Below are 24,258 nucleotides of genomic sequence, written 5' to 3'. Positions count from 1 at the left end.
CCAGTGCTCACGCTCACTGTATTTGCGGCTCAAACCCCTTCGGCCAGAACCCTTGTCTCCTTCACTTCCGGGCGACCCACCACCGGGTGAAGGGCTCCGGGAGGAGCGATGATTCGAGTGCCCGCGCGAGGTCGGCAGGCCTGAGGTTCTTTGCCGCGAGCGCCCGCTTCTCGACGAGATGCCAGGAGAGGAACGCGAGAACGAACGTCACCGAGAACGAGAGGACGCAGAGCGCCGGGAGGAGGAGCGCGTTCGCCGTGACCTGGATCAGCACCTGCTGGACCGGGTAGTGGTAGATGTAGATGCCGTAGGAGAAGTCCCCCGGCCTTCCGAAGGCGTTCAGGAACGGGACCGGGATGTGCGCTGCGTAGATGGTGAGGTAGGGGATGGCGATCACCCCGGCGACGGCCGAATACGGCGTCAGGGCCGAGAGGACGAGCATCAGGAGCAACGCCCCGGCGACGACCGGGCGGTAAGCGATCCGTTCCCGGTGGATGTAGAGGTAGGCCCCGATCAGGAAGTAGAGGGTGAACCGGACCTTTGCCATCCGGGGGTCGTCGAACCAGTACATCCAGGCCAGAATGTTCACGACGGCGAGGGCGGGGATGGCGCCCCACCGCCTGAGGAGCCCGGCAATCCCGAGGGCCGCGACGACCCCGTACATGAAGACCTCTACGGGTATCGTCCAGAGCGAGCCGTTGACGTAGGTCCAGGGATTCTCCTGGAAGAGGCCTATGACCGATCCGTCCTCAAAGAACGGGGCGGTTGCGACTCCTGCCGGGGAGAAGAGGGCGGCGAAGTATCCCGTCAGGGGAAGGGTCGTCATCAGCGGGCCGATGATAAAGAGCGTGATGAGGATCACAACCACAAGGGCCGGAACGACCCGAAGGAACCGTTTCCAGGCGAACCGGAGCGGCGATGCGGTCGACTCCCAGCTCGCCGCGATCAGGTAGCCGCTGGTGACGAGGAGGGCGGCAAGCGCTATCTCTCCTATGAGTATGACCGGATCGTCCAGCCCTACATCGACGTAGCCGAGCCTGAGCGCGTAGGCGTGCGTGACGACGATCACCACTGCTGCAGCGAACCGCAGGAAGTCGAAGTTGTTTGAGAATCGGCCTGCACCGCCGGGAGCATCTCTGCCTTCCGGATACTGTATGGTCATGGGAGTCAGGGTAACCGCACTGTTATTCACCGGCAGGTATTATATAATCCCCAGAAATACTCTCCTGCATGGACCCGCTGGTCGTCGTCACGTTTGCCGTTGTCGCCCTGCTCGAGATCCTCGTTCCGCTCGCGCTCGGTTACTGGTTTGTCAAGAAATTCGGCCTCTCGTGGCGGGTCTTCGCCCTTGGCGCCCTCTTCTTCATCGTCGTGCAGGTCTTCCACGCCCCGCTCGTCCTTGTGACACAGACCCCGCTCTACCTCGCCCTGCTGCCGTTCGGGACGACCGCGGCCCTGGCCGGCCTCGCCATCTACCTCGGCCTCATGGCCGGGCTCTTTGAGGAGATCGGCCGCTACCTCGTCTACTGCTATATCTTCCCGCGGCAGAGCCTCTCGCTCTCCCGGGAGAACGGTCTCCTCTTCGGGACCGGGTGGGGCGGTATCGAGAGCATGATCGTCGCGCTGATCGTCCTCTCGGGCATGGTCTCCTATATCCTGCTCACCGGCGACGGCGGGGCGATCCCCCTGCCCGACGACCCCCTCGTCCAGGCAGAGATCGAGGCTCTCCGGGCCCTCACCCCGTTCGATATCCTCCCCGGTCTCGCCGAGCGGATGATGACGATCACCCTGCACATCGCCTGGTCGTTGATGGTGCTTGCCGCTATCGTCTACGGCAAAAAAATGCTGCTCGCCCTCGCCATTCTCTGGCACGCCGCCGTGGACGCCGCCGCCGTCTACCTCGCCCAGACACAGGGGATTCTGGTGACCGAGGCGGTGATCTTCGTCTTTGCGGTCCTCGCTCTCGCGTACATCTTCTGGGAGTGGCGGCGGATGGGGATACGGGCCGCCTCTTAGCCGCTCCACTCGTGCAGGTATCCCCGGCGCTCAAGCGGCCCCCCGTCCGCGAGGACCGTTCGCTCCGCTATAACCTCGCCGATGATGTGCGCCGTAACCCCGGGGATCGGGAGGACGCCCGCCGGAGCGGTGAAGAGGAGTTCGAAGTCCCCCCCGCCGTAGAGCGCGAGTTCCCGCCCCTCATCCTCCGGCACCCCTGCCGGGAGCGGGAGGCGGGCGGTATCGACGGCAAACCCGCAGTCGTTCACGCCGAGGAGGTCGTAGAGCGAGAGCGCGAGGCCGTCGGAGATGTCCATCATCGCCGAGACCCCGGCCCGGCCGAGCGCCTGCCCCTCGCGAACCCGGGGTTGTGGCTCGAGGAGTTCCCTCCGGTGCCGTTCATAACCTGAGAGAGCTGCCTGTGCCTCGCCGAGCGGCCCGGTGACCGCGATGACGTCACCCGGCCGTGCCCCCCGGCGCCGGACGAGGTGCCCGGGTGCGACGGTCCCGAGGCCCGTGCTCACAATCGTCAGCTCACCGTGGGCATCGAGGTCCCCACCCACGAGTTCGGCGCCGAAGGCCGTGCAGCAGTCCCGTGCACCTTCCATGATCCCCCTGAGCCGCTCCGGTCGGTCGAGGCCGACCGCGAGGAGCACCTGCCCCGGCGCCGCGCCCATGCTCGCGACGTCCGAGAGCGTGACCGCCACCGCCATCCAGCCCGCCTGCCAGTCGGTCATCCCGGTCGGGAAGTCGGTCGTCTCGTGGAGCATATCGGTGGTCGCGACCATGAGACAGTCGCCGCAGGAGATGATGGCGCAGTCGTCTTCGAGCCGTTCCGGGGCGATTATCGTCGAGATAAGCCGGTGCAGGCCCCGCTCATCCACCGCGACGCACCTCCTTCTCCCGCTCGCTCCGGTACTCCTTGAAGAGGTACTCGACCCGCTCGGCCTCCTGCTCGCGCCGGAACTCCTTCTGTTCCTCCTCCCACTCCCCGATCGCCTCCTCGACGGCCGCAGTCCTTGCTGACCCGGTTCTGCCCCGGATATCCGGCTCGACGGTTTCCGCCGGCAGAAGGGGGAGATTGGCCTCCCGGGCGACCCGGACGAGGTGCGGGTCGGGGCGGTCCCCGCCGATGACCAGCGCCCGCACTCCTGTCCCCGCAAGGTCTTTCACCACACCTCGTCCCCAGCCGTGGGCCCGGGGGACGTAGAGGATGTCGCCCGCGGATATACCGATCCCCTCCTGGAGGCCCCGGATCCCCTCACGGGTGAGGGAGTCGAGCACCTTGAGCGGGGTGTCGTCTTCGGAGACCTCGATCTTCGCGACCGTCTGCATCCGCTCGAGGCGTTTCTTCAGCCGCCTTGACCGCCGCCGCTCGCCCCGGAGTTGCTCGCGCAGGCTCTCGATGGTCGCGTCCTTCGTCGCCAGTTCTGCATCTCGCCGGACCTTCCGCTCCGTCGCGGAACGGGCCCGCCGCAGGTTCTGCCGCAGCCGCTCTATCTCCCGGTCGTGCTCCCGGAGGTCTTCCTGGAGTTCCTGGACGTAACTTCGGAGCCGTTTGACCATCCCGTCGAGCGCCATCACTCGCTCGTCCTCGACCGGCCGCTCCGGCGGGGCTTTTGCCGGGGGCGCCGCCGGTTTCTCCGGTGCCGGAACTCCCTGCAGGTCTGCGAGGACTGTATCGAGCGGCTGGCCCCGGAGCACCCGCGCCCGCACTTCGTCGAGGTCGACGCCCGGCTGCACCCTCTTCGCGATGTTCCTGAACTTGTTCTGGAGGCTCCGGTAGGCGTCCAGCGCCGCCGAGAGGGCGTCACGCTCGTGGTCGTTCGTGTACGAGAATGATGCGGTCAGGCTGTACTTCGCCTCCACCGAGAGCGACTGCTTCGGTGTGTAGGGGATGGCGTTGAACGCCCGGCGAATCTTCTCGACCGAGTAGGGCATCTGCTGGACGTCGGAGGCGATGATGAGCGGTTTGCCCGCGCGGTAGAGTTCCTCGACGATATCGGACATCGTCATCTGGCGGGAACTCGAGAGGAGAACCAGGTTCCCGTCGAGGTCCACGGCGGCGATGCCCGTGGTCGTCCCGGGGTCGAGCCCGACGATCAGGTAGCGGGGGCGGCTGGAGCGTGGTTCGAACCGTATCCGGTCGAGTGCCCTCCCTGCCACCCTGACCTGGACATCGGCGCCCCGGGAGGAGTTGACCGGGACCATCTCGCGGGGGGCGACGACCCGGAAGGTGACCCGGGAGAACCCGCCGAAGGCCTTCGTCTCCTTCTTCTCGTAGTCAAGGCCGGCGCCCCGGAGCCGGCTCTCGATCTCTCGGGCCTTCTGCAACACGGCGCCGTGGATCTTGCGGGCATAGCGGTTCTGGCTCCACCCGCCCCGGCCCGGCGAGCGGTGCCTGCTCACCGTGACATCGGTGATGTTCTCAAACGCAATCACCTCGACGCCCGCCCCGAGGGAGGCCACCCGGGCGGTGGTCCGGGCCTCGGCGTAGGGGTCGAACTTGTTGAAACTGATGTTGTAGCGGGCGGCGACTTTCCCGAGGCTCTCTGTCCTCTCGCCGCCGGTCACCTGGACAAGTTTCGTTGCGGGTGGGAGCGCCTGCAGGAAGGCATGGAGCTCATGCTGGTCGGCAGAGATCTCCTGGAGACTGTCGACGGCGAGGATATCGGGCTGTTCGGCGGCGAGAAGGCGCTGGAGCCGGAACCCGGTCACCTCCTCGACGCCCTGGACTTCGCCGCCCTCCACCCGGGCGAGGGCGTAGACGGGCCGCCGGGTACGGGAGCGAACCGAACCTTTGATGATGTCGATCCCGAAGACCTTCACTCCACCACCATCGCCAGTGCTTCGTCGAAGGCGTATTCAAGGCCGTATTTCCGTTTGAAGTACTGGAGGATGTTCTCGATGTCGCGCGCGAGGATCTCGCCGGCGTTCGGGTGGGCGGTCTCCACCCACTGGGGCCAGTCGATCAGCCAGCACTGTCCCTCGTCGACCATGACGTTGAACTCGCTCAGGTCCCCGTGGATGATGCCGAGGCGGTATGCCTCGCGGATGTTCTCGAGGATCTCGTCGAGGATGGCTTTCGGCTCCTCGAGGGTCGCCCGGGAGAGGTTGACGCCGGGGACAAACGACATCGCCACGACGTGCCGGTTCTGGTCGATAGGGAGCGGCACCGAGACTCTAGGGTGGAGAGCCTTCAAGGCGTCGTACTCCATCTTCGCCGAGTTGCTCGAGGCGAAGATCCAGGGGCAGTGCCCGGCCTCCGGCATGTAGCCCCGTTTGACACGGGCAGACTGGAACGACCGCTGCCCGACCCGGTGGAACTTCAAGACCACAACACCGAGCCCCATTGCCTCGTAGACCTCCGACTCCTTCCCGACGCCGATCAGGGTCCCGAGCGCCTGGACGGTGCCCCGGCGGGTGAGGGTATGGAGGGCCAGGCTGTCGTAGCCGTCGAAGACGAGAGCGTAGCCCTCGTAGGGGACCTTCTCGTACCTGACCATACCCATGGCCATCAGCCTGCCGAGGCGATAGGAGAGCTCGGACTCCGAGAACCTGGTGGCCGACTTGAGCACCTCGAGCGGCACCCAGCGGTACCGGCGCATGAGGCGTTCGAGGGCGAGCAGGATCCGGAGTTCGTAGGCGTGCAGGGATCGCACGTATTCTGCAGGAACGGGCATCTTCTACACCATTTATGTGGCTTGGTGATAATAGAATGATCGAGAGATCATGCAGTGCAGCAAGTGCCGCCGCGACGCGATTATCCACCAGCGATACTCGGGGCTGCACCTCTGCGAGCAGCATTTCAACCGGGACTTTGAGGCGAAGGCGAAGCGGGCGATCCGGGAGCACCGCTGGATCGTCTCGGGGGATACCGTGGCGGTGGCGCTCTCGGGAGACAAGGGCTCAAGCGCCGTTCTCTATTTTCTCCGCCGGCTCCTCCTCGAGCGCCGGGACGTCAAACTGATAGCGATCACCGTGGACGAGGGGATTGCCGGCTACCGCGTCCCGGCCTGGGCCCGGGCGATCGCGGAGAGCATCGGTGTTCCTCTGGTCACGGCAACGTTTCGCGACGAGTACGGGGTCATGCTCGATGAGATCATGGACCGGAAGGGGACGGGGCTCTCCTGCTCCTGCTCCGTCACGCTCCGGCGGGCGCTGCTGAACCGGATCGCCCGCGGGGAGGGGGCAACGAAGATTGCCTGCGGGTCCAGCCTGGACGACGAGGCCCGTTCGGTCCTGGAAAACGTCCTCCGGGGCGACCCGAAGTTGTTCGCCCGCCCGGGTGGGGAGGAGGGCGAGGAGATAGTCCCCTGGATCAAGCCGTTCATCTACATCCCTGAGCGTGAGGTGGCGCTCTATGCCTCCCTTCACACTCCGGGATTCGACCTTGCGGACTGCCCTTACGCGGGCGACCCCCTCCGGGAGGACGTCCGGGAGATCCTCGACGACTATACATCCCGCCACCCGGCGACGAACTACTCGCTCGTCAACCTGGGCAAGGCCCTGCGGAAGGCTCTCACGGATGCGCCTGATCCGGGATGACTGGCAGAAGCATCGGGTGCCCGTCCGGGACGCCGCTTCGCAAGCCCTACTGCATCGTCAGGCATCCGCCGGTCACGCCGGCGAAGATCTTCATGAACTGTTCGGGGTGGTTCAGGAACGCCACCGACCGCGGCCGCCCGATCAGGTCATAGAGCCCGACCTCTCTCTCGATCCCGATCTCCGGGACCTCCACCGGGCTGCAGTAGCGCACCGGCGGGGTGTCGGGATAACGCGGGTTCTTCACCAGCGCCCCGCCTTCCATCTCGTAGTAGGCGGCGCCCTGCAGTTCCACGTAGGGGCCGTAGTTGCTCGCGAACTCCGATGAGACGAGGTTTGCCATCACCAGATCCTCCCGTGCGGGGTTGATGGTCACGTGACCGTAACCTGGCGGGATCAGGATCTTATCGCCTGTGGTGGCCTCGATCATCACCACATCGTCGGCGGTCTCGGTCTGGAGGAGGTAGTGCCCCGTCCCCGAGAGCACCTCGTAGATCTCCGGGTAGCGCATCCCCGCCGGGTTCTCGGGGTGGTAGTGCCCCTTTGTCTTGATGTACTCCCCGCAGAGGGTCCCGGCAGGAATGACGGTGATGTCGTAGCGGACGTGCTGCTGCCGGAGCCACGCCCGGTCGTTCTCGTTCCGGGCGAGATCCCGGTACATAAAATAGAGGGGCCGATCGGAGGTGCAACCGGGATCTGCGAGAACCTCTCGCATCTCATCGATCGTCCTTGCCTGCGGCTCCGTTTTGGGCCCGTCCCAGTAGCCGTTCATCACCTTTTCTTACGGTACACGAATATATAATACCCTGCTCCGATGATGACCGCCAGAACGACAAGGATGAAGATCGGGTTCGTGAAGAAAGCGCCCGATCTCTCAACGAGGGCGACCTGTACCTTCAGAGTATCCGATATCTTGCTGTTGTCGAGCTCGTCGCGGTAGCGGATCTCGGAGTCAATCCCGTAGTCCTTCTCGGTGCCTTCGGCATCAACGCTCACCTCAAACCGGGCCGTCGCGGTCTGGCCCGGGGCAAGATCCCCGAGGTAGGCGGTATCGTCGCTGCTGGTGAAGGGGTCGACTGCGCTGATCCGGGCCTGGGCATTGTAGACCGTCGCCGCGCCGGTGTTCCGGTATACGACCTCAAGGACGCTCTGACCGCCCGGGTTGAGGACGGCCTTCGGCGAGACGACCTCAAAGGCGATCTTCCCACCGACGGGAAGGCCGATCGTCGCCGGCCGGGAGGTCACGGTACTTCCCTCGTAGTTCTCGTAGGTGATCGCGACATCCAGCGGGTAGGACTGGGGTTCGGCGCTGTTGGCAACTGAGACCTTGAACTTCACGTCCACCGTCTCTCCCGGTCCAAACGTCCCGATGTAGGCGCTGGAGTCGGTGGGGATGAGCGGGCTTGCGCCGTTCCTCGCGACCTTGGCGATGGCTTTGTTCGCCGTGTCGTGCCCGGCGTTCTTCAGCGTCAGGTAGACGTAGCCTTCCGTGCCGACGTTCAGCGACTCGGACCGGACATCCTGAACCTCGATGCGGAGGTCAGGGGTGACCTGAACGGTCAGCGGCAGGGTATCGGTCCTCGTCTGGTAGTTGTAGCGGAGCGTGTCGCCGAGGTCTTCCGCCTCCTGCATGTAGGTGTAGGTCACCTCGAGCGGCAGCACGTACTTGCCCGGCTCCGCGGAGTCTGACACCTTCACGTTGAACGTAGCGGTCCGGGAGGCGCCGCCCATGATGTCGCTCAGGAACTGGGGGTCCGTCTTTACGGTGAACGGCGCATCTCCACCCTTGAGGGCCACGGTCACGAGTTTGGCGGTGTTCGGTAGGTCGTCGGGGGTGACGAGCGTCGAGCCGACGATCTTGTGGGTATTCAGACCGCTGTTGGATATGATGACCGAAAGGCCGGTCTCGGCACCCGGTGCGAACTCATTGGTGCCGGCTATTGTTGCTGATAAATCGGGGTTCCCATAGAGGTACTTGACCCCTGCTGCCGATCCCGGCACAGCCAGGAGTGCCAGCAGGAGCACCAGTACCGTTACATGCTGCCAACGCATCTTCTCACCATGTTGTTATTTTAGCAACAACATTTATCTCTGGAGAGTATATATACATGATGGCATGAGTGCACCCCGGGATATCCCCAACAATCTCCTTGAATCTCTTAAATCACTGGGACTTACGAAATACGAAGCCCTTGTTTATATCGGACTCCTCAGGGTGGCGGGTGCGACTGCGACGGAGATCCACGAGACCTCCGGTGTACCGCGCGCATCCGTCTACCCGGTCCTGGACCGGCTCGTCCAGAAGGAACTGGTCAGTGTCTCCCACACCACACCCAAACGATTTGACGCCGTCCCCCCCGACCGGGGTGTCGAGAACCTGATGCGCCGGATCGAGAGCGACGCGGAGATCGCCCGGGAGGCCCTCGATGCGATCTACCGGGAGAAGGGGCCTGAAGGCCGGGGCAACCAGGAACTGGTCTGGACTATTTACGGTGAAGAGAACATCAGAACCCGTCTTGCAGAGATGCTTTTGGGGGCGGAGAGGAGCGTGGAGATGCTCGCAGCATGGGCTCTCCTCTCGGGGAGCGTGCTCTCACTGCTCGAATCGGTTCCAGACTCCGTGCGGATCGATATCTTCACCGACCGCTGGGAAGGTGTTCGTTCGTCACGCTACCAGGTCCGGTTCCCCTGCCCCGAGACACCGCGCACGGTTCGTTCCCCGCAGGGGAACCTGCTGCCGTATGAGAGGTCCGGCGTCTTTCTGGTAGACAACTCCCGGACACTTCTCTGGCTGGGGGCGAACGGCGAACAACCCTCCGCTCTCTACTCTGAGTCGGCGGCGCTCGTCCAGTTCGTCAGGCGGCACCTCACCAGTGTCACGGAACACGCGCGGGTCGCCGATCAGTAATCCTCCAGGTAGCCCATCTCCCGGATATCGATCAGCCCCTTGAGCGCCCGGGTCACGACCGGCCGTCCCGCTTCCTTGACGGCCGCCATCGCGTTCGTACCCCCGACTATCGCCACGCCCACGTATTGCGGGCTCACCGGAACCCCGAGGAGGGGGACGTTCGGTGCGCCGACATCGAGGACGCCGGAGAACCCTATCGCCGAGAGTTCGTCGAGCACTATTCCCATGAGCGACTCGGCCTCCATATGGCACTCACGAATGTTTGCAAGGATGTTGCCGTTCCCGTGACGCATGACGTCGAGGATCGACGTGGCCTCCTGGGAGATCAGGACCTCGAGGGGGTCGAGCGTGGTGTCGCGGTAGAGGATCATGCTCGTGAACCGTTGCGCGACCCTTCCTTCGACCTCGACGATCCCGCCCCCGATGGGGTTCAGCGGGATACCGTGCTGGAGGAGAAGGGCATCGAGCGTGATGCTGCACATCGTGCAGATGCCGTACCGACCGTCCGGCACGGTGTAGCCGTCGACCACCTCGCCCGGTCCGGCGACCCGGATCCGGTCGCTGATGGTGGTGCCTGTGCTATGAGCCTCCTTTATGATGGAGAGCGCGAATTCAAGGTCGCGACTCTCGATGAGCGAGAGGTTGTAGATGATCTTCCCGGCGTCCTCCTCCGGGCGGTAGGTCACCCTGAGCGCGTACTCCTCGATGCGGTGGTTGGTGAACTTCAGGGGGACATGCATTACCAGATCTCTCGCACGGCAGGGGAAAAAGTGTTGCCTTCCAGGTGATCTCCCGGGAACCGGTTCCCTATCGGCCGACCTCGAAAGGAAAGCTTGTTCTATTTTCCTGTAGTATTGTACGGTGAATGGAGAGTGGGATTCGGGAGAAAGCCCGGGACGTGCTGAAGCAGATCTTCACAACAGCCTCCTACGATGTTGCGGAGGTCGGCGAGCCGCTGGATTTCTCGGCGATCAGGAACGGCGACGCACTGGTGGTGCTCTGCTCCGACGACCCGGAGATGATCCGGGAGTTTGATTCGATGACCTACCGGCTGCGCACCGATGGCGACAATCTGGTCTGCAGGAAGCTGCTCTTTTCCCTCGACCCCGCGGTGCGGACGGAGGACTGCATACGGTGGGGTGCGGACGAGTTCGCCCGTTACGCCGGCAGGACCGCGCTTGCTGAGGTGCTCGGACAGGGTCTTGCCCTGGACTTCGGCCGCCCGGCCCCGGCGATCCGGGACAGTCCGGCAGAGGCTGCCCCTGCGATGATGGAGGAAGGAGAGCAGGAAGCAGGGCCGGAGTTGCCCCACCTGCCCCTCCGGGTCACCGAGAAGCGGGCCTCCGGCATCGCCGGGCTGCACGGGTCGGCGAAGTGCCGGTTCATCCCCTACTGGAGTTACCGCTACGTGAGCACCGGCGAGCGCGAGGTGAAGGACCGGTTGATCTCCTTCGACGCCGAAGGGACCGGGGCCATCAACGCCATCAACGGCATCAGGATGGAGATCGACCCTGGTGAGATCGAGCGGGGAGCGGTCCCGTTCGGCTCCGATATCGTGCCTGCCCGGCTTGTGCGGGAGGACGTCGAAGAGCAGATCGTGCGAGACGTTATCGAGCGGCTCACCCAGCGGGTGCGGTTCCGCTACGAAAAAGGCGACGCCATCTTCTACGAGGAAAAGACCCTCAAACCCGACCGAAGCAACATAACAGTCGACCTCGAGACCGTCTACGTACCGGTCTGGCAGGTGCGGGGCGGGAGCAAGATCGTCGAGGTCAACGGGTTCACCGGCGAGGTCCTCTCGATGCCGATGGACGAGGGCGTCGAACTGCTGTAAGGAGAGACCATGATCGTCGTCATCGGCGGCGGGCCTGCAGGGAGGCTCGGGGCGATGCACCTCGCACAGGCCGGAGCGGAGGTCCGGCTCGTCGAGCAGCGCAAGATCGGCGGACAATGCCTTCACGAGCGGTGCATGACGGTCTGCGCCTTGAATGACATCGCCCGGCTCATCGAGTACGCACGGACCCAGAAAGACCTCGGCATCCTCGACTCGGTTCCGGTCGTCTCCTACCCGATGATCCAGAAACGCCTCTGTGAGATCCAGGAGAAACTCTCCTCGGTCCTCGACGCCGAGACCCGCCGGGCGGGGGTGGAGGTGATCTACGGGGCCGAAGGCCGCCTGGAAGGCGACCGGGTCTTCATTGACGACGAGGAGGTCCGGGCCGATGCGGTCCTCGCGGCCACCGGGTCGCGGGCGGCAATCCCCGATATCCCCGGCACCAGCCTCTCCGGCGTCTATACCTACCAGACGCTCCCTGCGATGCCCGACCTCCCCCGGCGGCTGGTCGTCATCGGCGGCGGGGTGGTGGCGGCGGAGTTCGCTCACATATTCCAGGCCTTCGGGTCCGAAGTCGAGATCGTCACCCGGCACGGACTGCTCCGGGACCTTGATCCGAAGATGCGCTCCACGGCGCTCCGCGACCTCGGCGGGGTCGTTATTCGTGAAGAGACCGCGGTTGTGAGTATCGAGGGCAGAGGAAGAGTCCGCTCAGTCCTTCTTTCCGGCGGCGAGGAACTGGCGGCCGATGCCGTCCTGCTCGCCACCGGGCTCGTCCCCCGATCGGATTCGCTGCAAGGCCTTCAGAAAGGGCCGGACGGTGCAGTCATTGTGGACCGGCGGATGCGGACGAGTGTCGAGGGTGTCTACGCCGCAGGCGACGTCATCGGCCCCCCCTACCTCACCCCCGCAGCCCGCCGGGAGGGCGTGGTGGCGGCCGAGAACATCCTCGGCCGCGCGACCGTCATGGATTATACGGGCATCCCCCATGCGATGAGCCTCCGCTACGATTATGCCTTTGCCACGGCCGGGACCGACGGAGGCTTCACCCTCTCGGCCCCCGCACCCGCGGGCCCCGGCTCGTTCTGGGATGTAGCGGGAGGGTTTGCCGGAGTTGCGCAGGTCCGGGTCGACCCGGAGACCGGGCGGCTCCTCGGGGCCGCTGCTGCCGTCCCCGGGGCATCGATGCTCCTCTCCTACCTCGGCTACATGATAAAGCAGGGCGTCACCGTCGACGAGTTCGACGATATCGTCGAGGTCCACCCCTCGACCGACGGCGTCTACTGGCTCGCCCGCCACGCTGCCGGTCTGCTCCGGCAGAGAAAGAAGTGATAGGGCTCCGGCAGCGTCAGAACTGTCGGAACATCTGTCCGAATTTTGGGATAAAATCTTTTTTCCGGGACATGACGCCCTCGAGCCGGACGGGCTGGTCCCGCAGGTCAAGTTTGGCGATGCAGGCCTCGTCCCCGGCGGCGAAGAGGTCGCTTGCGTTCGCGAAGACGTTCGTGAAGAGGGCGAAGAAGCAGTCGACCCCGGTCGTCGTCCGCAGGTGTTCGAGCTCGGTGTGGATCTCGTCGGCATGGCTCTCTGCGAACGCAAACGACGACGTCATCACCTGTGAGACCATGATGCTCCGCCCGAAGAGGTTGTAGCGCTTCATGTCCCGGGTGAGGAGTTCCTCCTTCGGGAGGGCATCGAGGTCCATGCCCCTCCGGACAAGTTCCGGCCCGAACTCGGCCGGGTCGACCCCGGCGATCCCCGCGAGGTAGTCGGCCGCCCGGATATCCGCGGGCGTGGTCGTCGAGAGTTTCATCACCAGCGTGTCCGAGAGGATCCCCGAAAGAAGGAGCCCGGCGGTCGACGGCGTGGGTTCCACGCAGGCCTCGATGAACTTGTTCGCCACGATCGTCGAGGTCGACCCCACGGGGTCGTTGAGGAACTTCACCGGCTTGAGGGTCGAGATCGCGCCGAGGCGATGGTGGTCGATGATCTCGAGGATATCCGCCTGCTCGATCCCGTCCACGGCCTGCGAGTATTCGTTGTGGTCGAGGAGGATCACCGACTTCTGGACGTCCTGCATCAACGTCGTCCGGGATATGAGCCCGATGTGCTGTCGTCCTTCCCCGACGACGCAGGCGGTCCTGAACTTGGAGTTCGAGACGATCTGTTTCGCATACTCGATCGAGTCCTCCATCCGCACCGTGGGGACGTCGGTCTCCATGATCATGCTTGCGGGTAAAGAGAGGCTGATCATCTTGCCGACGCTGAAGGCATCGAGCGTCGTCGCGAGCACGGCCGCATCCCGCGCACGGGCGGCGGCGATCACCCGCTCGCCCACCGGCGCCCCTTCGGCGATGATGAGCGCGGCGACCCCGGCCGATATCAGGGCGAGCTGGGCGGGTTCGTTGTCCCCGACGATCGCGATATCTTCGGGCGTCATCCGGGAAAGGGTGACGTGCAGGGCGTCGATGACGGTATAGACCCGCCCTTCACCGAGCATCTCGCGTGCCGGCACGACCGTCCGGGCGTCGAGGATGCGGGCGAGGGTCTCAAGCGGCATCGGGATGAGCGAGAGCTGTTCCCTGGGGTTCTTCTGGACGTAGGCCCGGGCAAGGCCGTACTCGCTGACGAGGCCGACCAGGGTCTCGTTCTCGTCCGTGATCGGCATGTTCCGCATGTCATAGGCGTCCATCAGAGCAGCGACGTCGACCGTCGGGATGTCCTGCCGGGCGCTCCGGGCGTCGAGCGGTATATCAGATACGCTGGGCTCGACGCTTGCTATGTAGACCGGTGCCTCGGCATTGAACGTATCGAGCGCAAACCTCGTCTCTGCACTCACCTCCCCGCACCGGGCGGGGACGTACTTCCCCGGTTCGGCGTGGTTGCGGAGTTCAGCGTAACCGATGACGCTGCAGATGCTGTCGGTGTCGGGCTGCTTGTGGCCGATGATAACGATGTTGTTCTGTCCCATGCTCTCCTCGTATTCCCGGCGGGGGCGGGTTGTCTCAAGATGTATCGTCCTCTGCCGTCAAAGGCTTTATGTCGGTCGCCGGGAGCAACGTTGAAGTAGAGCTCATATCTATTCTCCTGTGTGAAGACCGTTCACCCCGACCTCGTCCCGGTCGCCGCCCCCCCGGAGAAGAGAGCGATGAGTGGCGAGCCTATCCTCCGGTTCGAGGAGGTCAGCAAGATCTATCGCCTCCCGGCCGGTGACGTCGTGGCGCTCGACCACGTCTCCCTCACCGTCGAGCCGGGCGAGTTCATCGCGGTGATGGGCCCCTCAGGCTCCGGGAAGTCGACGCTCCTGAACATGATGGGCTGTCTCGACGTCCCGACCTCCGGGAAGATCTACCTCTCCGGGCAGGAGATCTCCCGGATGAACGACGACGACCTCACAGGGCTCCGGCGGGACCGTATCGGGTTCATCTTCCAGCAGTTCAACCTCATCCCGCTCCTCTCGGCGGTCGAGAACGTCGAGTTCCCCATCCTCCTCACCACCGGCAGGGAGGAGAGCCGGCAACGGGCGATCAGGGTCCTGCGGATGATGCACCTCGACGACGCCCTCTTCTCTCACCGGCCGGGGGAGCTCTCGGGTGGAGAGCAGCAGCGCGTGGCGATAGCCCGGGCGCTCGTGAACGATCCCGATCTCCTCCTCTGCGACGAGCCGACCGGGAACCTGGACTCAAAGACCGGGACCGCGATCATGGAGATCCTGGCGGCGGAGAACCGGGAGGGCAAGACGATCGTCATGGTCACCCACGACCCCAGCGTCGCCGCGTACGCCCGTCGCACGATCCGGATCGTGGACGGGAGGCTGGTGTGATCTTCTTCTCGTTCGCAACAAGGAACCTCCGGAGGCACTGGATACGTTCTGCGCTCTCGATAATCGGGATCATCATCGGCGTCGTCGCAATCGCCTCGCTCGGCATCATGGGGAACAGCATCAACCTCCTCGCGGCGAACATCATCACCGACGTCGGGGATACCATCGTGATCACGCCGCACACTGCGTTCGGCGGGACCTTTGCCGGAGACCCGCGGACGGCGGTGGACGCCGCCATCCCTGCCCGCGAGGTCGAGGAGATCCGGCGGGCGGTAAACCCGCACCGGACGATCCCGGTGCTCCAGGGGGCGGATGAGGTGGAGTTCGGCCGCGGCGAGAGCGGGTATGCCCGGATCATCGGGCTCGCGTCGGGGGATATGCCTGTCCTGCTCGAAGTCGTGGAGGGGCAGTACCCGCGGCAGAACCAGCCGGGAGCGCTCGTCGGGACTCACCTGGCCCGGGAGTACGGCATATCCCCGGGTTCGAGGCTCACGATCGGGGGGGAGAGCATACGGGTCTCCGGCGTGCTTGCGGAGCGCGGGCTTGCCTTTGACATCAATCCCGATTATGCGATCGTCGTTCCCGACGGCTGGTACGAGAGCCACTTCGGGGCAAAGGAGACCTACCCGCTGGTCATCGTCCAGGTCGGCGACATCGATGCGATCGATGCCGTGAAAGACGCTATCGAGAACCGGATCAACCGGCGCGAGGAGGTGGTCGATGTATCCGACTCGCGCGAGATGCTCGGGCAGTATGAGGAGATCTATGACCAGATCACGGTCTTTCTCCTCGGCATCGGCGGGATTGCCCTTGTCATCGCCGCCGTCAACATCTTGAACGTCATGTACATCTCGGTGGCCGAGCGCATCCGTGAGATCGGCGTCATGCGGAGCATCGGAGCGTTGCGCCGGGAGATCCTCTGGATGTTCCTGTACGAGGCCGCGATCCTCGGGCTCATCGGAAGCGTTATCGGCGGCATCTTGAGCACCGCCTTCGGTTACCTCATCAGCGTCGTCTTCATCGAGGTCGCCACGGTCGGGACGACCTTCGGCGAGAACTTCACGGTCTTCGACCTCGCCGCGGTCGGGTACATCGTCTTCGGGATGGCGTTCGGCATCGCAACCAGCATCGCCGCCGGGTTCTACCCGGCGTGGAGAGCTTCAGAGCTGGCTCCGATCGATGCAATGAGGCAGAAGTAGGGACGGCAGGGCATGATCTTCATCAACCTCGCGGTCAGGAACCTCAGACGGCACAAAGTTCGTTCGGTTCTCGCAACGGTCGGCATCATCATCGGTGTCGTCGCGATCGCCTCCCTGGGCATCATGGGCGCCAGTCTCTCGGCGCTCGTCGGCGGGATGGTCTCAGACGTGAGCGACACCGTGCTCGTCACCCCGCACCTCGCGGCATCGAGCGGAGACCCCTTCGACCCCCGGAACATGCTCGCTGCGCGCATCTCCGAAAGAAACCTGGGGCTGATAGAGAAGGGCGCGGGAGAGCACCGTGTCGTTCCCCTGATCCTCACGTCAGACCGATTGCGGGTGCGGGATACGAGCGGTTATGTGACAATGTACGCCCTGCCGGCGGCTGACATCCCCTTCCTGCTCGAGCGGGAGGCGGGCCTCTACCCCCGGGGAAGGTCTTCGGGCGTGATGGTGGGCTCGCTCCTTGCCGGCGAACTCAACCTCCACCCGGGAAGCCGGATCGAGGTCGGGGGCGAGAGCGTCCGGGTCGTGGGGATCGCGGCAGAGCGAGGTATGGGCATCGACATCAACCCCGATTATGCCCTCATCGTCACGGAAGACTGGTATACGGAGCGGCACGGCGAGCAGGAGTACAGCCTGGTCGTCGTGAAAGTGAGCGACCTCTCCGCAATCGAGGAGGTGAAGACCGCCATCGACCAGCAGATCAACCGCCGGAAAGAGGTCGTGGACATCCTCGACTCGCGCGAGATCCTGGAGCTCTACTACGAGACCCTCGACGCCATGAACATCTTCCTACTCGGTATCGGCGGGGTATCGCTCCTCGTCGCCAGCGTGAGCATCTTAAACGTCATGATCATATCGGTCACGGAGCGGACGGCGGAGATCGGGCTGATGCGAAGCATCGGGGCGCGAAGACGGGAGGTGCTCCTTATGTTCCTTTACGAGAGCCTGTTCCTCGGGATCGCAGGGAGCCTCATCGGTGGAGTCGTCAGCATGACGGTCGGCTACTATGTCAGCACAACGGTAGCGGAGTTCTTCACCGACTTTGCCATATCGGGAGGTGCAGGCATCCCTGCTTCCGTGGTGGTCGGCTACGTCGCCTTTGCGATGGCGTTCGGGACGGCGACCAGCATCATCGCCGGGTTCTACCCGGCGTGGAAGGCGTCGCGGTTAAACCCCATTGAGGCGCTCCGCTACGAGTGACGGGCTCCTTGGGGGTGGGAGGCCGCCCCCGGGTGCAGGGTTTTTATACCCGAGGTGGTATGGGGGAGCTGGTGAAGACGATGTTGTTTATACTGTGGTACCAGTTCGAACCGGAGCACGCCCATCAAGTCCTGGAACTCTGGAAGCACTTCAAGTTCCCCTCGGATGTGAATGTCCTCCAGCGCTACCTCATCATCGGAAGGCACATGTCGGTTGCCATCTTCGAGGCGCCGGACGAGCGCTCCATCTTAAAGATCACCGCGCCGTTCAGCTCCTACGGGGTTGCCCACGTCGCGCCGGCGATGCCGCTCGAAGAGGCGATCAAGACAGTCTGATCCGGGGGGCGCTGCACGGCGCCGCCCCTCTACCCTTTTTTTCTGTCTTGCAGGCTCGAACGCTGCCGCTCCCTGCACGAGGTCCACCGTGAGGGTGGTCGCGGTGATGATACATGCGTAATTTCATAGCCATGGAGACCGGAATCTCTATGAGCACTTGCAGGATGATAAGCTTCCATGTCTGAACGTGCTCCGACCATCATCCGGTCCTCAATACGATAACAATACCCAAAGCTGTGTGGAACGAATGTTACAGATGACTACGTGGCTCGACAAAAACTTCAGCTCGCTCCAGCCGACGCGGGCGATCATCATGAGAGCGCTGCGCCACCTGCGCCCCGCGGATCGAAAAAAACTCTTCTCCGAGGATCTTCCCGAGATGCGTACCGCCGAAGGGCGGTGGTTTGAGGCGATCGTCTACGAGATGATCCTTGACCTCTCGCTTCAGACCGACCTCATCCGCTCCGTCGTGGCCCGGGGGGCCGATGGGCCGTCGAGGGTCAGGCGTGCGCAGCTCGGGCAGAATGGGCTCTTCTACTCGAACATCGGGGATATCAAGGTCAGGGGAAACGGCCAGGACCTTGCCGAGGTCGACATGGTGCTCGTCGACCATACCGGGGCGCTGACGTTCGGTGAGATCATCACCTCTCCCGCCGACCTAAAAGAGTTCGAAGCAGAGATCCACTACAAGAAGCAACTCTTCGGCTACCTCTACGGTCAGCCGACCGTGCCGTTCCTCCTCATCTCCTCGGTTGACATATCCCGGACGGCTGTCGTCCGCCGCCTCCTCAAGGAGCCCGACAACGTCCTCCTCACCACCCCCACCTGCGAGGATTTGAAAGCCCTGATCCGCCCCCGTGACCTCAAACAAAGCTCGCCCCGGCAGATCCGGCACGAAAAACTGATCTCGATAGCCGATATCCCCCCCCGGCGTCCGTTCGACTACAAAAAACTGCACGACGAGCGGTTGCAGAGCATCATCGCCGCCGTCACCTCAAGTAGAGGCCTCAGGGAACTCGGCACCCCGGACGAGATCCCGCCGATCGTGAAGAAAGTTCTCTTCGGCGGCCTCTACCCCTCCGCCATCCGGATGCTTGATGCCCGCTATCCCATCAGGATCAAGGGGAAGACCTACGACCCCGAGACGATCCAGAAGCAGTTCTCGAAGGTCATTCTGGCCGTGAACATCCCGGAGTACCGACCGATCATCTACCTGCGAACACGGAGCAAGAAGGAGTACCTCAAGATGGTGCCGAACAGGACCGGGGGGTTCAAGTTCGAGAGCCGGCGGACGCCTCATATGGCTGGGTTCTTCCTCTGGCTCGAGTCGGTCCAGCCATCGCTCGGGGCGGAACTGACGCGGGCGCTCCTTGATGCATTCCCTGCGGTTCACGTTCCCGAAGCGACTGTAGCAGAAAAACCTAAAGCCACCTCTGTGGCGGGAAAATCTAAAGTTGCCTCTACTACAGCCGAAAAACCGTAAGTTACCTATGTTACCGGGGCGCATACCTCCTTACATGACCTTCAGGCGTGGTGATCCGGAATGGACCTGATCGCTCAACTTGCCGAGTTTCTGAGTTTTAGCCTGATCGCAATCGCGTCGATCGTCGCCGTCATGAATCCGGCCTCTACGGTTGCCGTCTACACGGCGCTCACTAAGGGGATGGAGGGATGCGAATGCCGGCATATCATCAACTCTTCCATGAAGATAGCCTTCATCGTGCTCGCCTTCTTCGCCCTCACCGGGCAGTTGATCTTCACGATCTTTAACATCACCGTCCCGGCGTTCCAGATCGCCGGCGGTATCCTGCTCGTCAGCGTGGCGACCGGGATGCTCGGCACGAAGGGCGAGACCTACTCGGCCGCGAACCTGGAGAACATCGCCGTTGTCCCGCTGGCCTTCCCGCTCTCGTGCGGACCGGGGACGATCACGACGGTGATCCTGCTCGCTTCGGGGCCGGAAGGCCTTTATGGTCTTTTCGCGGTCTTCCTCGGGATCATCGTGGCCCTCGGCATCTCCTACGTCGGAATGATCTACGGACCCTGGATCTTCTCTCTCATCGGGGAAGGAGGGTTACGGGTTGTCCCGAAACTGATGGCGATCATTGTGCTCGCGATAGCCATCCAGTTCATCATCAACGGGATCGCCGCTGCGATGCCCCAGCTCCTCGCGAACCTTGACCTTTCCGGGGTGATATGACCGACTTCCAGATTGCGCTCATCCAGGCACTCCAGGCAGGGGCGACGTGGCTCGCCGCCCCGATGCAGGTCTTCTCGTTCCTCGGGCAGCCTGAGTTCTACCTGCTCGTCATCGCGATCCTCTACTGGTGCTGGGACCCGCGCCTCGGGCTCCGTCTCGGGCTCCTCCTGGGAATCTCGGGCGGGCTCAACGAGGCCCTCAAGGTTGCGTTCCACCTCCCCCGCCCCTACTGGGTCAGCCCGGAGGTCCGGGCAATCGGGAGTCATCCGTCGTTCGGATTGCCGTCGGCCCACGCCCAGAGTGCGATGACGTTCTGGGGACTGGTCGCCGCCGACGCCAGGCGTTGGTGGCTCTCTCTCGTTGCAATTGCTCTGATCTTTCTGATCGGCGGTTCAAGGGTGGTGCTCGGGGTCCACTTCCCGATGGACGTCATCGTGGGCTGGGCGGTCGGGTTCGTCGTCCTCATCGGGTTTCTCACCCTGGAGGAACCGGTGGGCCGCAGGGTCGCCGCCCTCCGGCTCTCCCGGCAGGTGCTCCTCGCGTTTGCAGGTTCGCTCATCCTGGCGCTGATATCGTTTGTTGCCCTCGCCTCTCTCGGGGACTGGCAGGTTCCCGCGTCCTGGGCGGCGGGGGCGCTCGAGCGGTCCGGCGAACCGATCCATCCGCTCTCCCTCCGGGATGCCGTCACGGCGTCAGGGCTCTTCTTCGGGTTTGCCGCCGGCGCCGCCGCAGAGCATCACCGTGGGAGCATGTGCGCCGTCATGAAGGGATCCGTCCGCCTCTTCCGCTACGCCATCGGGATCGTCGTGACAGGCGTGATCTGGTTCGGGCTCGGCCTCCTCATCCCGCAGGATCCCGCCTGGGTTGTCTACCTCCTCCTGTACCTCCGGGCCGCCGCCGCCGGTGTCTGGGTCTCGTTCGGCGCCCCGATGCTCTTTGCCCGCTTGAATCTGGCAGGCGGTACCTGAAGGCGAACGTTTCCATACTCTTTTATCCCGCCCGGGTCCATTCCTCTTTATGCTTGCAGAGGGGATCGCCCTCGGCTGGGTGCTGATCGTGATCGGAGCGGTGCTGCTCCTGATCGAGGTCTACCAGCCCGGGTATTTCATCGCCGTCCCGGCAACGGTCCTGATCATCCTCGGAATCCTCCTCCTCCTCGGCGTCGATATCCTCAGCTCTCCAACCGGCCTCATCGTAGGAGTTCTGGTGGCAATCGCGGCGGCTTCAGTCACCGTATGGCTCTACAGCCGCTTGACGCCCGGGAAAGAGCCGCCGAGGACGCTCTCCCGGGATTCGCTCGTCGGCCTCGAGGGGACGGTTGTCGTGCCGGTAAATCCGGAGACGCTTGCGGGGAAGGTGCGGCTGGGGAGCATGGAATGGAGCGCCCGTTCTGAGTCCGGGAGCATCCCGGTCGGACGAAGGGTTATTGTCGTTCACTCCGAGGGAGTGCATGTTGTTGTGAAGGAGGTTGTGTAGTATGCTTCTTACTGGAGAGTTTCCGTGGACCGGGTTCATCACGGTCTTTCTCATCATCGTCATCATCATCATCTTCGCCCGCGGCGTGGTGATCGTCCAGCCGTACGAACAGGGCCTCCAGATCCGTCTGGGGCGATACATCGGGAGGATGAATCCCGGGTTCCGGTGGGTGGTCCCGCTGATCACGGTGGTCAAGAAACTCGACCTCCGGACCGAGGTGATGGACGTCCCGCGGCAGGAGGTGATCACGAAGGACAACTCCCCGACGAACGTGGACGCGATCGTCTATGTCCGGGTGATCGACCCCGAGAAGGCCTACTTTGAGGTGATGAACTACCGGACGGCGACGGTGGCGTTGGCGCAGACGAGCCTGCGCGGGATCATCGGCGACATGGAGCTCGATGAGATCCTCTACAATCGGGACATCATCAACACCCGTCTCCGGGATATCCTGGACCGGGAGACCGACGCCTGGGGCGTGAAGGTCGAGCGGGTGGAGATCAAGGAGGTCGATCCGGCCAACACGGTCAAGCAGGCGATGACCGAGCAGACCGCTGCCGAGCGGGAGCGGCGTGCCGCGATCCTCCGTGCAGACGGTGAGAAGCGTGCCGCGATCCTCATGGCGGAGGGGAACCGGCAGAGCATCATCCTCCAGGCCGAAGGCGAACGGCAGAGCAAGATCCTGCGGGCCGAGGGCGAACGGCTCTCCCGGATCCTGCAGGCACAGGGCGAGGCGCAGGGGTTGCGCATCCTCTCGGTCGGCACCCGGCCGCTGGACCGGCGGGCGATCACGGTCCTCTCGCTCGATGCCTTGAAGAAGATGGCCGACGGCCAGGCGACGAAGATCATCTTCCCGTTCGAGTTATCGAGCCTTGTCAAGCAGGCCGCCGAGTACCTCGGTGCTACGGCCGAATCCCCGGACGTCCCCGAAGGCGTGGAACTGCCGTCAGAGGATATCCTCGGGGAGATCCCGGGCCCCGAGACGCTCCGGGCCGCGGAAGAGGCGGCAAGGAGCATTGATACCAACATTGACGCGGAGATACAGAAGAAGGCGCGGGACCTGAAAGCCGAGATGGGAGAGGAGTAGGTCTCTCCTGCGGACTGGTCCCACCCCCTTTCACCACGGGATCAGGGCCGCTCGTTCTCCTGGTTCAACGAACCCTTTTTTTTGGCCTGCTGTCTCCGGATATGCGTACGCACGTGGAGTCTATCTCTTCGCGAGGGCTCGAAGGCATACTACCTGAAGGAAGACGGCATAGCCGTTGTCAACATGGCATGGCGCGTCCGGGTCTGGTAGTCCGGGGAGAACCCGTCGCTGTCTCCCGCGGGTGCCGTGAAAAGAAGTATGGGGAGGATCGTGCAGGTTCCGGGCCGGAGCCCGCACGAACCTTAACCAATCGTCATCACGAACCGCACCGCCGCGACGATCATCGGCATCGTGATGAGGAGGATCAGCATCACCGTCACAAACCCGCTGATCGATGCGACGACCCGATGCGCGTAGCGGGACAGGCCCAGCCGCTCGAAGAACCGTTCCACCCCTTCTTTCATGATATAGCCGCCGTCGAGCGGGACGATCGGGATGGCGTTGAACATCCCGACCAGCAGGTTGAACCACCCCGTCCAGAAGAGGAGGTGGACCGTGCCCCAGAAGAAGGGGAACGGTTCTTCCCAGGCTATCTGCTCGGGGGTGTCGGAGAGGAGGATCGCGAGCTGCTGGGTGTTGCCCTGGATGAAGGCGTCGATCGGGGCTATCGTCAGGTAGAGCGGGGCAAGTAACCCTAGATTCGCGACGTTCCCGATGTGCTCCTTCACTGCGGGTGCGTTGTAGTAGTAGACCCCCATGAACCCTGAGTTCCGGTCACCATCGAGCACCTCCGGCCATTCGTCCAGGATGAGGGTATAGGTGCTCTCGACCCCGTCCCTTGTGGCCGTCACCGTGACTGTCTCGCCCGGCCGCGTCCCGTCCATGATCGCTGAGATCTCCTCCTGGCTCGTCACCGGGATGCCGTTGATCTCCGTGATGACCGAGTAGCCGGGGAGCCCCGCCTCGGCCGCCGGGTAGTCTTGGTAGACCCCCTGGACGAGCGGTGTGGGGAGCGGAGTCGCCATTCCGATGAAGAGGAACATCACCGCAAAACAGGCGAGGCCGATGACGATGTTGTTCGTGATCCCGGCGCCGAACATCCGGATCTTCGGCATCCCCTTCGCTGCTTCGACATCTTCCTCGTCGGGCTCGACGAACGCTCCTATCGGGATGACCGCGATGAGGAGACCCATGCTCTTCACCCGCATATCCTCGACCCGGGCGAGGATCGCGTGCCCGAACTCGTGGACTACCATCGTGAGCACGAGGCCGAGGATGACGGCCGCGGTGATCGGTATCGCCTGATTGACCCCGGGTATGGCGAGCATGTTTCGCGGGTCGTAGATCCCGGTCGGTTCCGGGGTGTGCACCAGGTATTGGGGGACCGCGAGGACCAGAGCGAGCGTCATGAAGGCCGAGACCACCACGACCATCAAGACGCCGAGCGTCGCGTAAGCCCGAAGCGGACGCCGGAACTTCTGGAACCAATCGAAGAAGCCGACCCGTTCTGTCTTGATGCCGAGGATGGGGCCGAAGAACATGAGGTGATCGCGAAACAGCCCCCGGTCGCGGATGTAGTAGACTATCAGAAGGTATGCCGCGACGAGAAGAAGGAGTATCTGGAGCCAGCTCATCACTCAGAGTTGGCGC

23 protein-coding genes are annotated in these 24,258 nt (G+C 63.7%); 14 read left to right on the top strand and 9 right to left on the bottom strand.

Annotation, left to right across the window (positions count from 1 at the left end):
• Positions 1-61 precede the first annotated feature (61 nt).
• The gene (locus V6K60_RS10250) at positions 62-1,162 is read right to left on the bottom strand and encodes an acyltransferase family protein (protein WP_332450422.1); all 1,101 of its coding nucleotides are present in this window, start codon (positions 1,160-1,162) and stop codon (positions 62-64) included.
• Positions 1,163-1,230: 68 nt separating this feature from the next.
• Here V6K60_RS10250 and V6K60_RS10245 point away from each other — a divergent pair, with 68 nt between their 5' ends.
• A complete protein-coding gene (locus V6K60_RS10245; RefSeq protein WP_332450421.1) occupies positions 1,231-2,016 on the top strand; it encodes a YhfC family intramembrane metalloprotease in 786 nt (261 codons plus the stop codon).
• Here V6K60_RS10245 and thiL read toward each other — a convergent pair.
• The 3 genes from thiL to V6K60_RS10230 are packed head-to-tail and all read right to left on the bottom strand — an operon-like array spanning position 2,013 to position 5,678.
• Complete coding sequence (thiL, locus tag V6K60_RS10240) at positions 2,013-2,879, bottom strand: thiamine-phosphate kinase (protein WP_332450420.1); 867 nt, start codon at positions 2,877-2,879, stop codon at positions 2,013-2,015. The two genes, V6K60_RS10245 and thiL, sit on opposite strands and share 4 nt — an antisense overlap.
• Positions 2,872-4,824, bottom strand: coding sequence for a DUF460 domain-containing protein (locus V6K60_RS10235; protein ID WP_332450419.1), 1,953 nt, complete (start codon positions 4,822-4,824; stop codon positions 2,872-2,874). Before V6K60_RS10235 ends, thiL begins: the two co-directional genes overlap by 8 nt.
• Positions 4,821-5,678, bottom strand: coding sequence for an RIO1 family regulatory kinase/ATPase domain-containing protein (locus tag V6K60_RS10230; protein ID WP_332450418.1), 858 nt, complete (start codon positions 5,676-5,678; stop codon positions 4,821-4,823). Before V6K60_RS10230 ends, V6K60_RS10235 begins: the two co-directional genes overlap by 4 nt.
• A 49-nt stretch (positions 5,679-5,727) precedes the next feature.
• Between V6K60_RS10230 and V6K60_RS10225 the strand changes: the two genes are divergently transcribed.
• Positions 5,728-6,543 (top strand): tRNA 2-thiocytidine biosynthesis TtcA family protein, encoded by an 816-nt coding sequence (locus V6K60_RS10225; RefSeq protein ID WP_332450417.1) that lies wholly within the window; start codon positions 5,728-5,730, stop codon positions 6,541-6,543.
• A gap of 46 nt (positions 6,544-6,589) precedes the next feature.
• On the opposite strand, the gene V6K60_RS10220 is transcribed toward V6K60_RS10225, so the two are convergent.
• Together V6K60_RS10220 and V6K60_RS10215 are read right to left on the bottom strand one after the other, a co-directional pair.
• Positions 6,590-7,312 (bottom strand): glucose-6-phosphate isomerase family protein, encoded by a 723-nt coding sequence (locus tag V6K60_RS10220; RefSeq protein WP_332450416.1) that lies wholly within the window; start codon positions 7,310-7,312, stop codon positions 6,590-6,592.
• The gene (locus tag V6K60_RS10215; protein WP_332450415.1) at positions 7,312-8,592 is read right to left on the bottom strand and encodes a COG1361 S-layer family protein; all 1,281 of its coding nucleotides are present in this window, start codon (positions 8,590-8,592) and stop codon (positions 7,312-7,314) included. The genes V6K60_RS10220 and V6K60_RS10215 overlap by 1 nt, the downstream gene beginning before the upstream one ends.
• Before the next feature lie 64 nt (positions 8,593-8,656).
• Here V6K60_RS10215 and V6K60_RS10210 point away from each other — a divergent pair, with 64 nt between their 5' ends.
• Positions 8,657-9,448, top strand: coding sequence for a TrmB family transcriptional regulator (locus tag V6K60_RS10210; RefSeq protein ID WP_332450414.1), 792 nt, complete (start codon positions 8,657-8,659; stop codon positions 9,446-9,448).
• Here the strand turns inward: V6K60_RS10210 and V6K60_RS10205 are convergent.
• Complete coding sequence (locus V6K60_RS10205; RefSeq protein ID WP_332450413.1) at positions 9,442-10,188, bottom strand: DUF128 domain-containing protein; 747 nt, start codon at positions 10,186-10,188, stop codon at positions 9,442-9,444. The genes V6K60_RS10210 and V6K60_RS10205 overlap by 7 nt on opposite strands.
• Positions 10,189-10,313: 125 nt before the next feature.
• Between V6K60_RS10205 and V6K60_RS10200 the strand changes: the two genes are divergently transcribed.
• Together V6K60_RS10200 and V6K60_RS10195 are read left to right on the top strand one after the other, a co-directional pair.
• Positions 10,314-11,282 carry a hypothetical protein gene (locus tag V6K60_RS10200; RefSeq protein ID WP_332450412.1) on the top strand — a complete coding sequence of 323 codons (969 nt, stop codon included), beginning with the start codon at positions 10,314-10,316 and terminating at the stop codon, positions 11,280-11,282.
• A 9-nt stretch (positions 11,283-11,291) separates the two neighbouring features.
• On the top strand, positions 11,292-12,614 hold the full coding sequence (locus tag V6K60_RS10195; RefSeq protein WP_332450411.1) for an NAD(P)/FAD-dependent oxidoreductase: 1,323 nt from the start codon (positions 11,292-11,294) through the stop codon (positions 12,612-12,614).
• A 16-nt stretch (positions 12,615-12,630) separates the two neighbouring features.
• Here the strand turns inward: V6K60_RS10195 and V6K60_RS10190 are convergent, their stop codons facing one another.
• Complete coding sequence (locus V6K60_RS10190) at positions 12,631-14,253, bottom strand: putative manganese-dependent inorganic diphosphatase (protein ID WP_332450410.1); 1,623 nt, start codon at positions 14,251-14,253, stop codon at positions 12,631-12,633.
• A gap of 177 nt (positions 14,254-14,430) precedes the next feature.
• Here V6K60_RS10190 and V6K60_RS10185 point away from each other — a divergent pair, with 177 nt between their 5' ends.
• From V6K60_RS10185 to V6K60_RS10145, 9 genes are all read left to right on the top strand, one after another.
• The gene (locus tag V6K60_RS10185; RefSeq protein ID WP_332450460.1) at positions 14,431-15,105 is read left to right on the top strand and encodes an ABC transporter ATP-binding protein; all 675 of its coding nucleotides are present in this window, start codon (positions 14,431-14,433) and stop codon (positions 15,103-15,105) included.
• Positions 15,102-16,304 (top strand): ABC transporter permease, encoded by a 1,203-nt coding sequence (locus V6K60_RS10180; RefSeq protein ID WP_332450409.1) that lies wholly within the window; start codon positions 15,102-15,104, stop codon positions 16,302-16,304. The genes V6K60_RS10185 and V6K60_RS10180 overlap by 4 nt, the downstream gene beginning before the upstream one ends.
• A gap of 12 nt (positions 16,305-16,316) precedes the next feature.
• Positions 16,317-17,510: an ABC transporter permease gene (locus V6K60_RS10175; RefSeq protein WP_332450408.1), complete on the top strand. Its 1,194-nt coding sequence runs from the start codon at positions 16,317-16,319 to the stop codon at positions 17,508-17,510.
• An 80-nt stretch (positions 17,511-17,590) separates the two neighbouring features.
• A complete protein-coding gene (locus V6K60_RS10170) occupies positions 17,591-17,845 on the top strand; it encodes a DUF3303 domain-containing protein (RefSeq protein WP_332450459.1) in 255 nt (84 codons plus the stop codon).
• Between the two features lie 247 nt (positions 17,846-18,092).
• On the top strand, positions 18,093-19,328 hold the full coding sequence (locus V6K60_RS10165) for a hypothetical protein (protein ID WP_332450407.1): 1,236 nt from the start codon (positions 18,093-18,095) through the stop codon (positions 19,326-19,328).
• Positions 19,329-19,388: 60 nt separating this feature from the next.
• On the top strand, positions 19,389-20,045 hold the full coding sequence (locus V6K60_RS10160; RefSeq protein ID WP_332450406.1) for a MarC family protein: 657 nt from the start codon (positions 19,389-19,391) through the stop codon (positions 20,043-20,045).
• Positions 20,042-21,013, top strand: a complete 972-nt coding sequence (locus V6K60_RS10155; RefSeq protein WP_332450405.1) for a phosphatase PAP2 family protein — start codon at positions 20,042-20,044, stop codon at positions 21,011-21,013. The genes V6K60_RS10160 and V6K60_RS10155 overlap by 4 nt, the downstream gene beginning before the upstream one ends.
• 49 nt (positions 21,014-21,062) lie before the next feature.
• Positions 21,063-21,521, top strand: a complete 459-nt coding sequence (locus V6K60_RS10150; protein ID WP_332450404.1) for an NfeD family protein — start codon at positions 21,063-21,065, stop codon at positions 21,519-21,521.
• 1 nt (position 21,522) lies between these two features.
• Positions 21,523-22,608: an SPFH domain-containing protein gene (locus tag V6K60_RS10145; protein WP_332450403.1), complete on the top strand. Its 1,086-nt coding sequence runs from the start codon at positions 21,523-21,525 to the stop codon at positions 22,606-22,608.
• A 302-nt stretch (positions 22,609-22,910) separates the two neighbouring features.
• Here V6K60_RS10145 and V6K60_RS10140 read toward each other — a convergent pair whose 3' ends face one another.
• Entirely contained in the window at positions 22,911-24,242 is a 1,332-nt protein-coding gene (locus tag V6K60_RS10140; RefSeq protein WP_332450402.1) for a site-2 protease family protein, read from the bottom strand.
• Between the last annotated feature and the right edge of the window lie 16 nt (positions 24,243-24,258).

It is taken from the genome of Methanoculleus sp., assembly GCF_036677455.1.
Lineage (GTDB): Archaea > Halobacteriota > Methanomicrobia > Methanomicrobiales > Methanoculleaceae > Methanoculleus.
Note: the sequence above shows the minus strand (reverse complement) of the source record. Positions and strands in the feature narration are given on the sequence as shown.

Coding starts and splice junctions, on each gene's coding strand:
- V6K60_RS10175 (WP_332450408.1), top strand. CDS start 16,317: ATGATCTTCATCAACCTCGCGGTCAGGAACCTCAGACGGCACAAAGTT.
- V6K60_RS10200 (WP_332450412.1), top strand. CDS start 10,314: ATGGAGAGTGGGATTCGGGAGAAAGCCCGGGACGTGCTGAAGCAGATC.
- V6K60_RS10225 (WP_332450417.1), top strand. CDS start 5,728: ATGCAGTGCAGCAAGTGCCGCCGCGACGCGATTATCCACCAGCGATAC.
- V6K60_RS10215 (WP_332450415.1), bottom strand. CDS start 8,592: ATGCGTTGGCAGCATGTAACGGTACTGGTGCTCCTGCTGGCACTCCTG.
- V6K60_RS10220 (WP_332450416.1), bottom strand. CDS start 7,312: ATGAACGGCTACTGGGACGGGCCCAAAACGGAGCCGCAGGCAAGGACG.
- V6K60_RS10250 (WP_332450422.1), bottom strand. CDS start 1,162: ATGACCATACAGTATCCGGAAGGCAGAGATGCTCCCGGCGGTGCAGGC.
- V6K60_RS10170 (WP_332450459.1), top strand. CDS start 17,591: ATGTTGTTTATACTGTGGTACCAGTTCGAACCGGAGCACGCCCATCAA.
- V6K60_RS10160 (WP_332450406.1), top strand. CDS start 19,389: ATGGACCTGATCGCTCAACTTGCCGAGTTTCTGAGTTTTAGCCTGATC.
- V6K60_RS10190 (WP_332450410.1), bottom strand. CDS start 14,253: ATGGGACAGAACAACATCGTTATCATCGGCCACAAGCAGCCCGACACC.
- V6K60_RS10165 (WP_332450407.1), top strand. CDS start 18,093: ATGTTACAGATGACTACGTGGCTCGACAAAAACTTCAGCTCGCTCCAG.
- V6K60_RS10145 (WP_332450403.1), top strand. CDS start 21,523: ATGCTTCTTACTGGAGAGTTTCCGTGGACCGGGTTCATCACGGTCTTT.
- V6K60_RS10185 (WP_332450460.1), top strand. CDS start 14,431: ATGAGTGGCGAGCCTATCCTCCGGTTCGAGGAGGTCAGCAAGATCTAT.
- V6K60_RS10210 (WP_332450414.1), top strand. CDS start 8,657: ATGAGTGCACCCCGGGATATCCCCAACAATCTCCTTGAATCTCTTAAA.
- V6K60_RS10195 (WP_332450411.1), top strand. CDS start 11,292: ATGATCGTCGTCATCGGCGGCGGGCCTGCAGGGAGGCTCGGGGCGATG.
- V6K60_RS10205 (WP_332450413.1), bottom strand. CDS start 10,188: ATGCATGTCCCCCTGAAGTTCACCAACCACCGCATCGAGGAGTACGCG.
- V6K60_RS10150 (WP_332450404.1), top strand. CDS start 21,063: ATGCTTGCAGAGGGGATCGCCCTCGGCTGGGTGCTGATCGTGATCGGA.
- V6K60_RS10230 (WP_332450418.1), bottom strand. CDS start 5,678: ATGCCCGTTCCTGCAGAATACGTGCGATCCCTGCACGCCTACGAACTC.
- V6K60_RS10245 (WP_332450421.1), top strand. CDS start 1,231: ATGGACCCGCTGGTCGTCGTCACGTTTGCCGTTGTCGCCCTGCTCGAG.
- V6K60_RS10155 (WP_332450405.1), top strand. CDS start 20,042: ATGACCGACTTCCAGATTGCGCTCATCCAGGCACTCCAGGCAGGGGCG.
- V6K60_RS10140 (WP_332450402.1), bottom strand. CDS start 24,242: ATGAGCTGGCTCCAGATACTCCTTCTTCTCGTCGCGGCATACCTTCTG.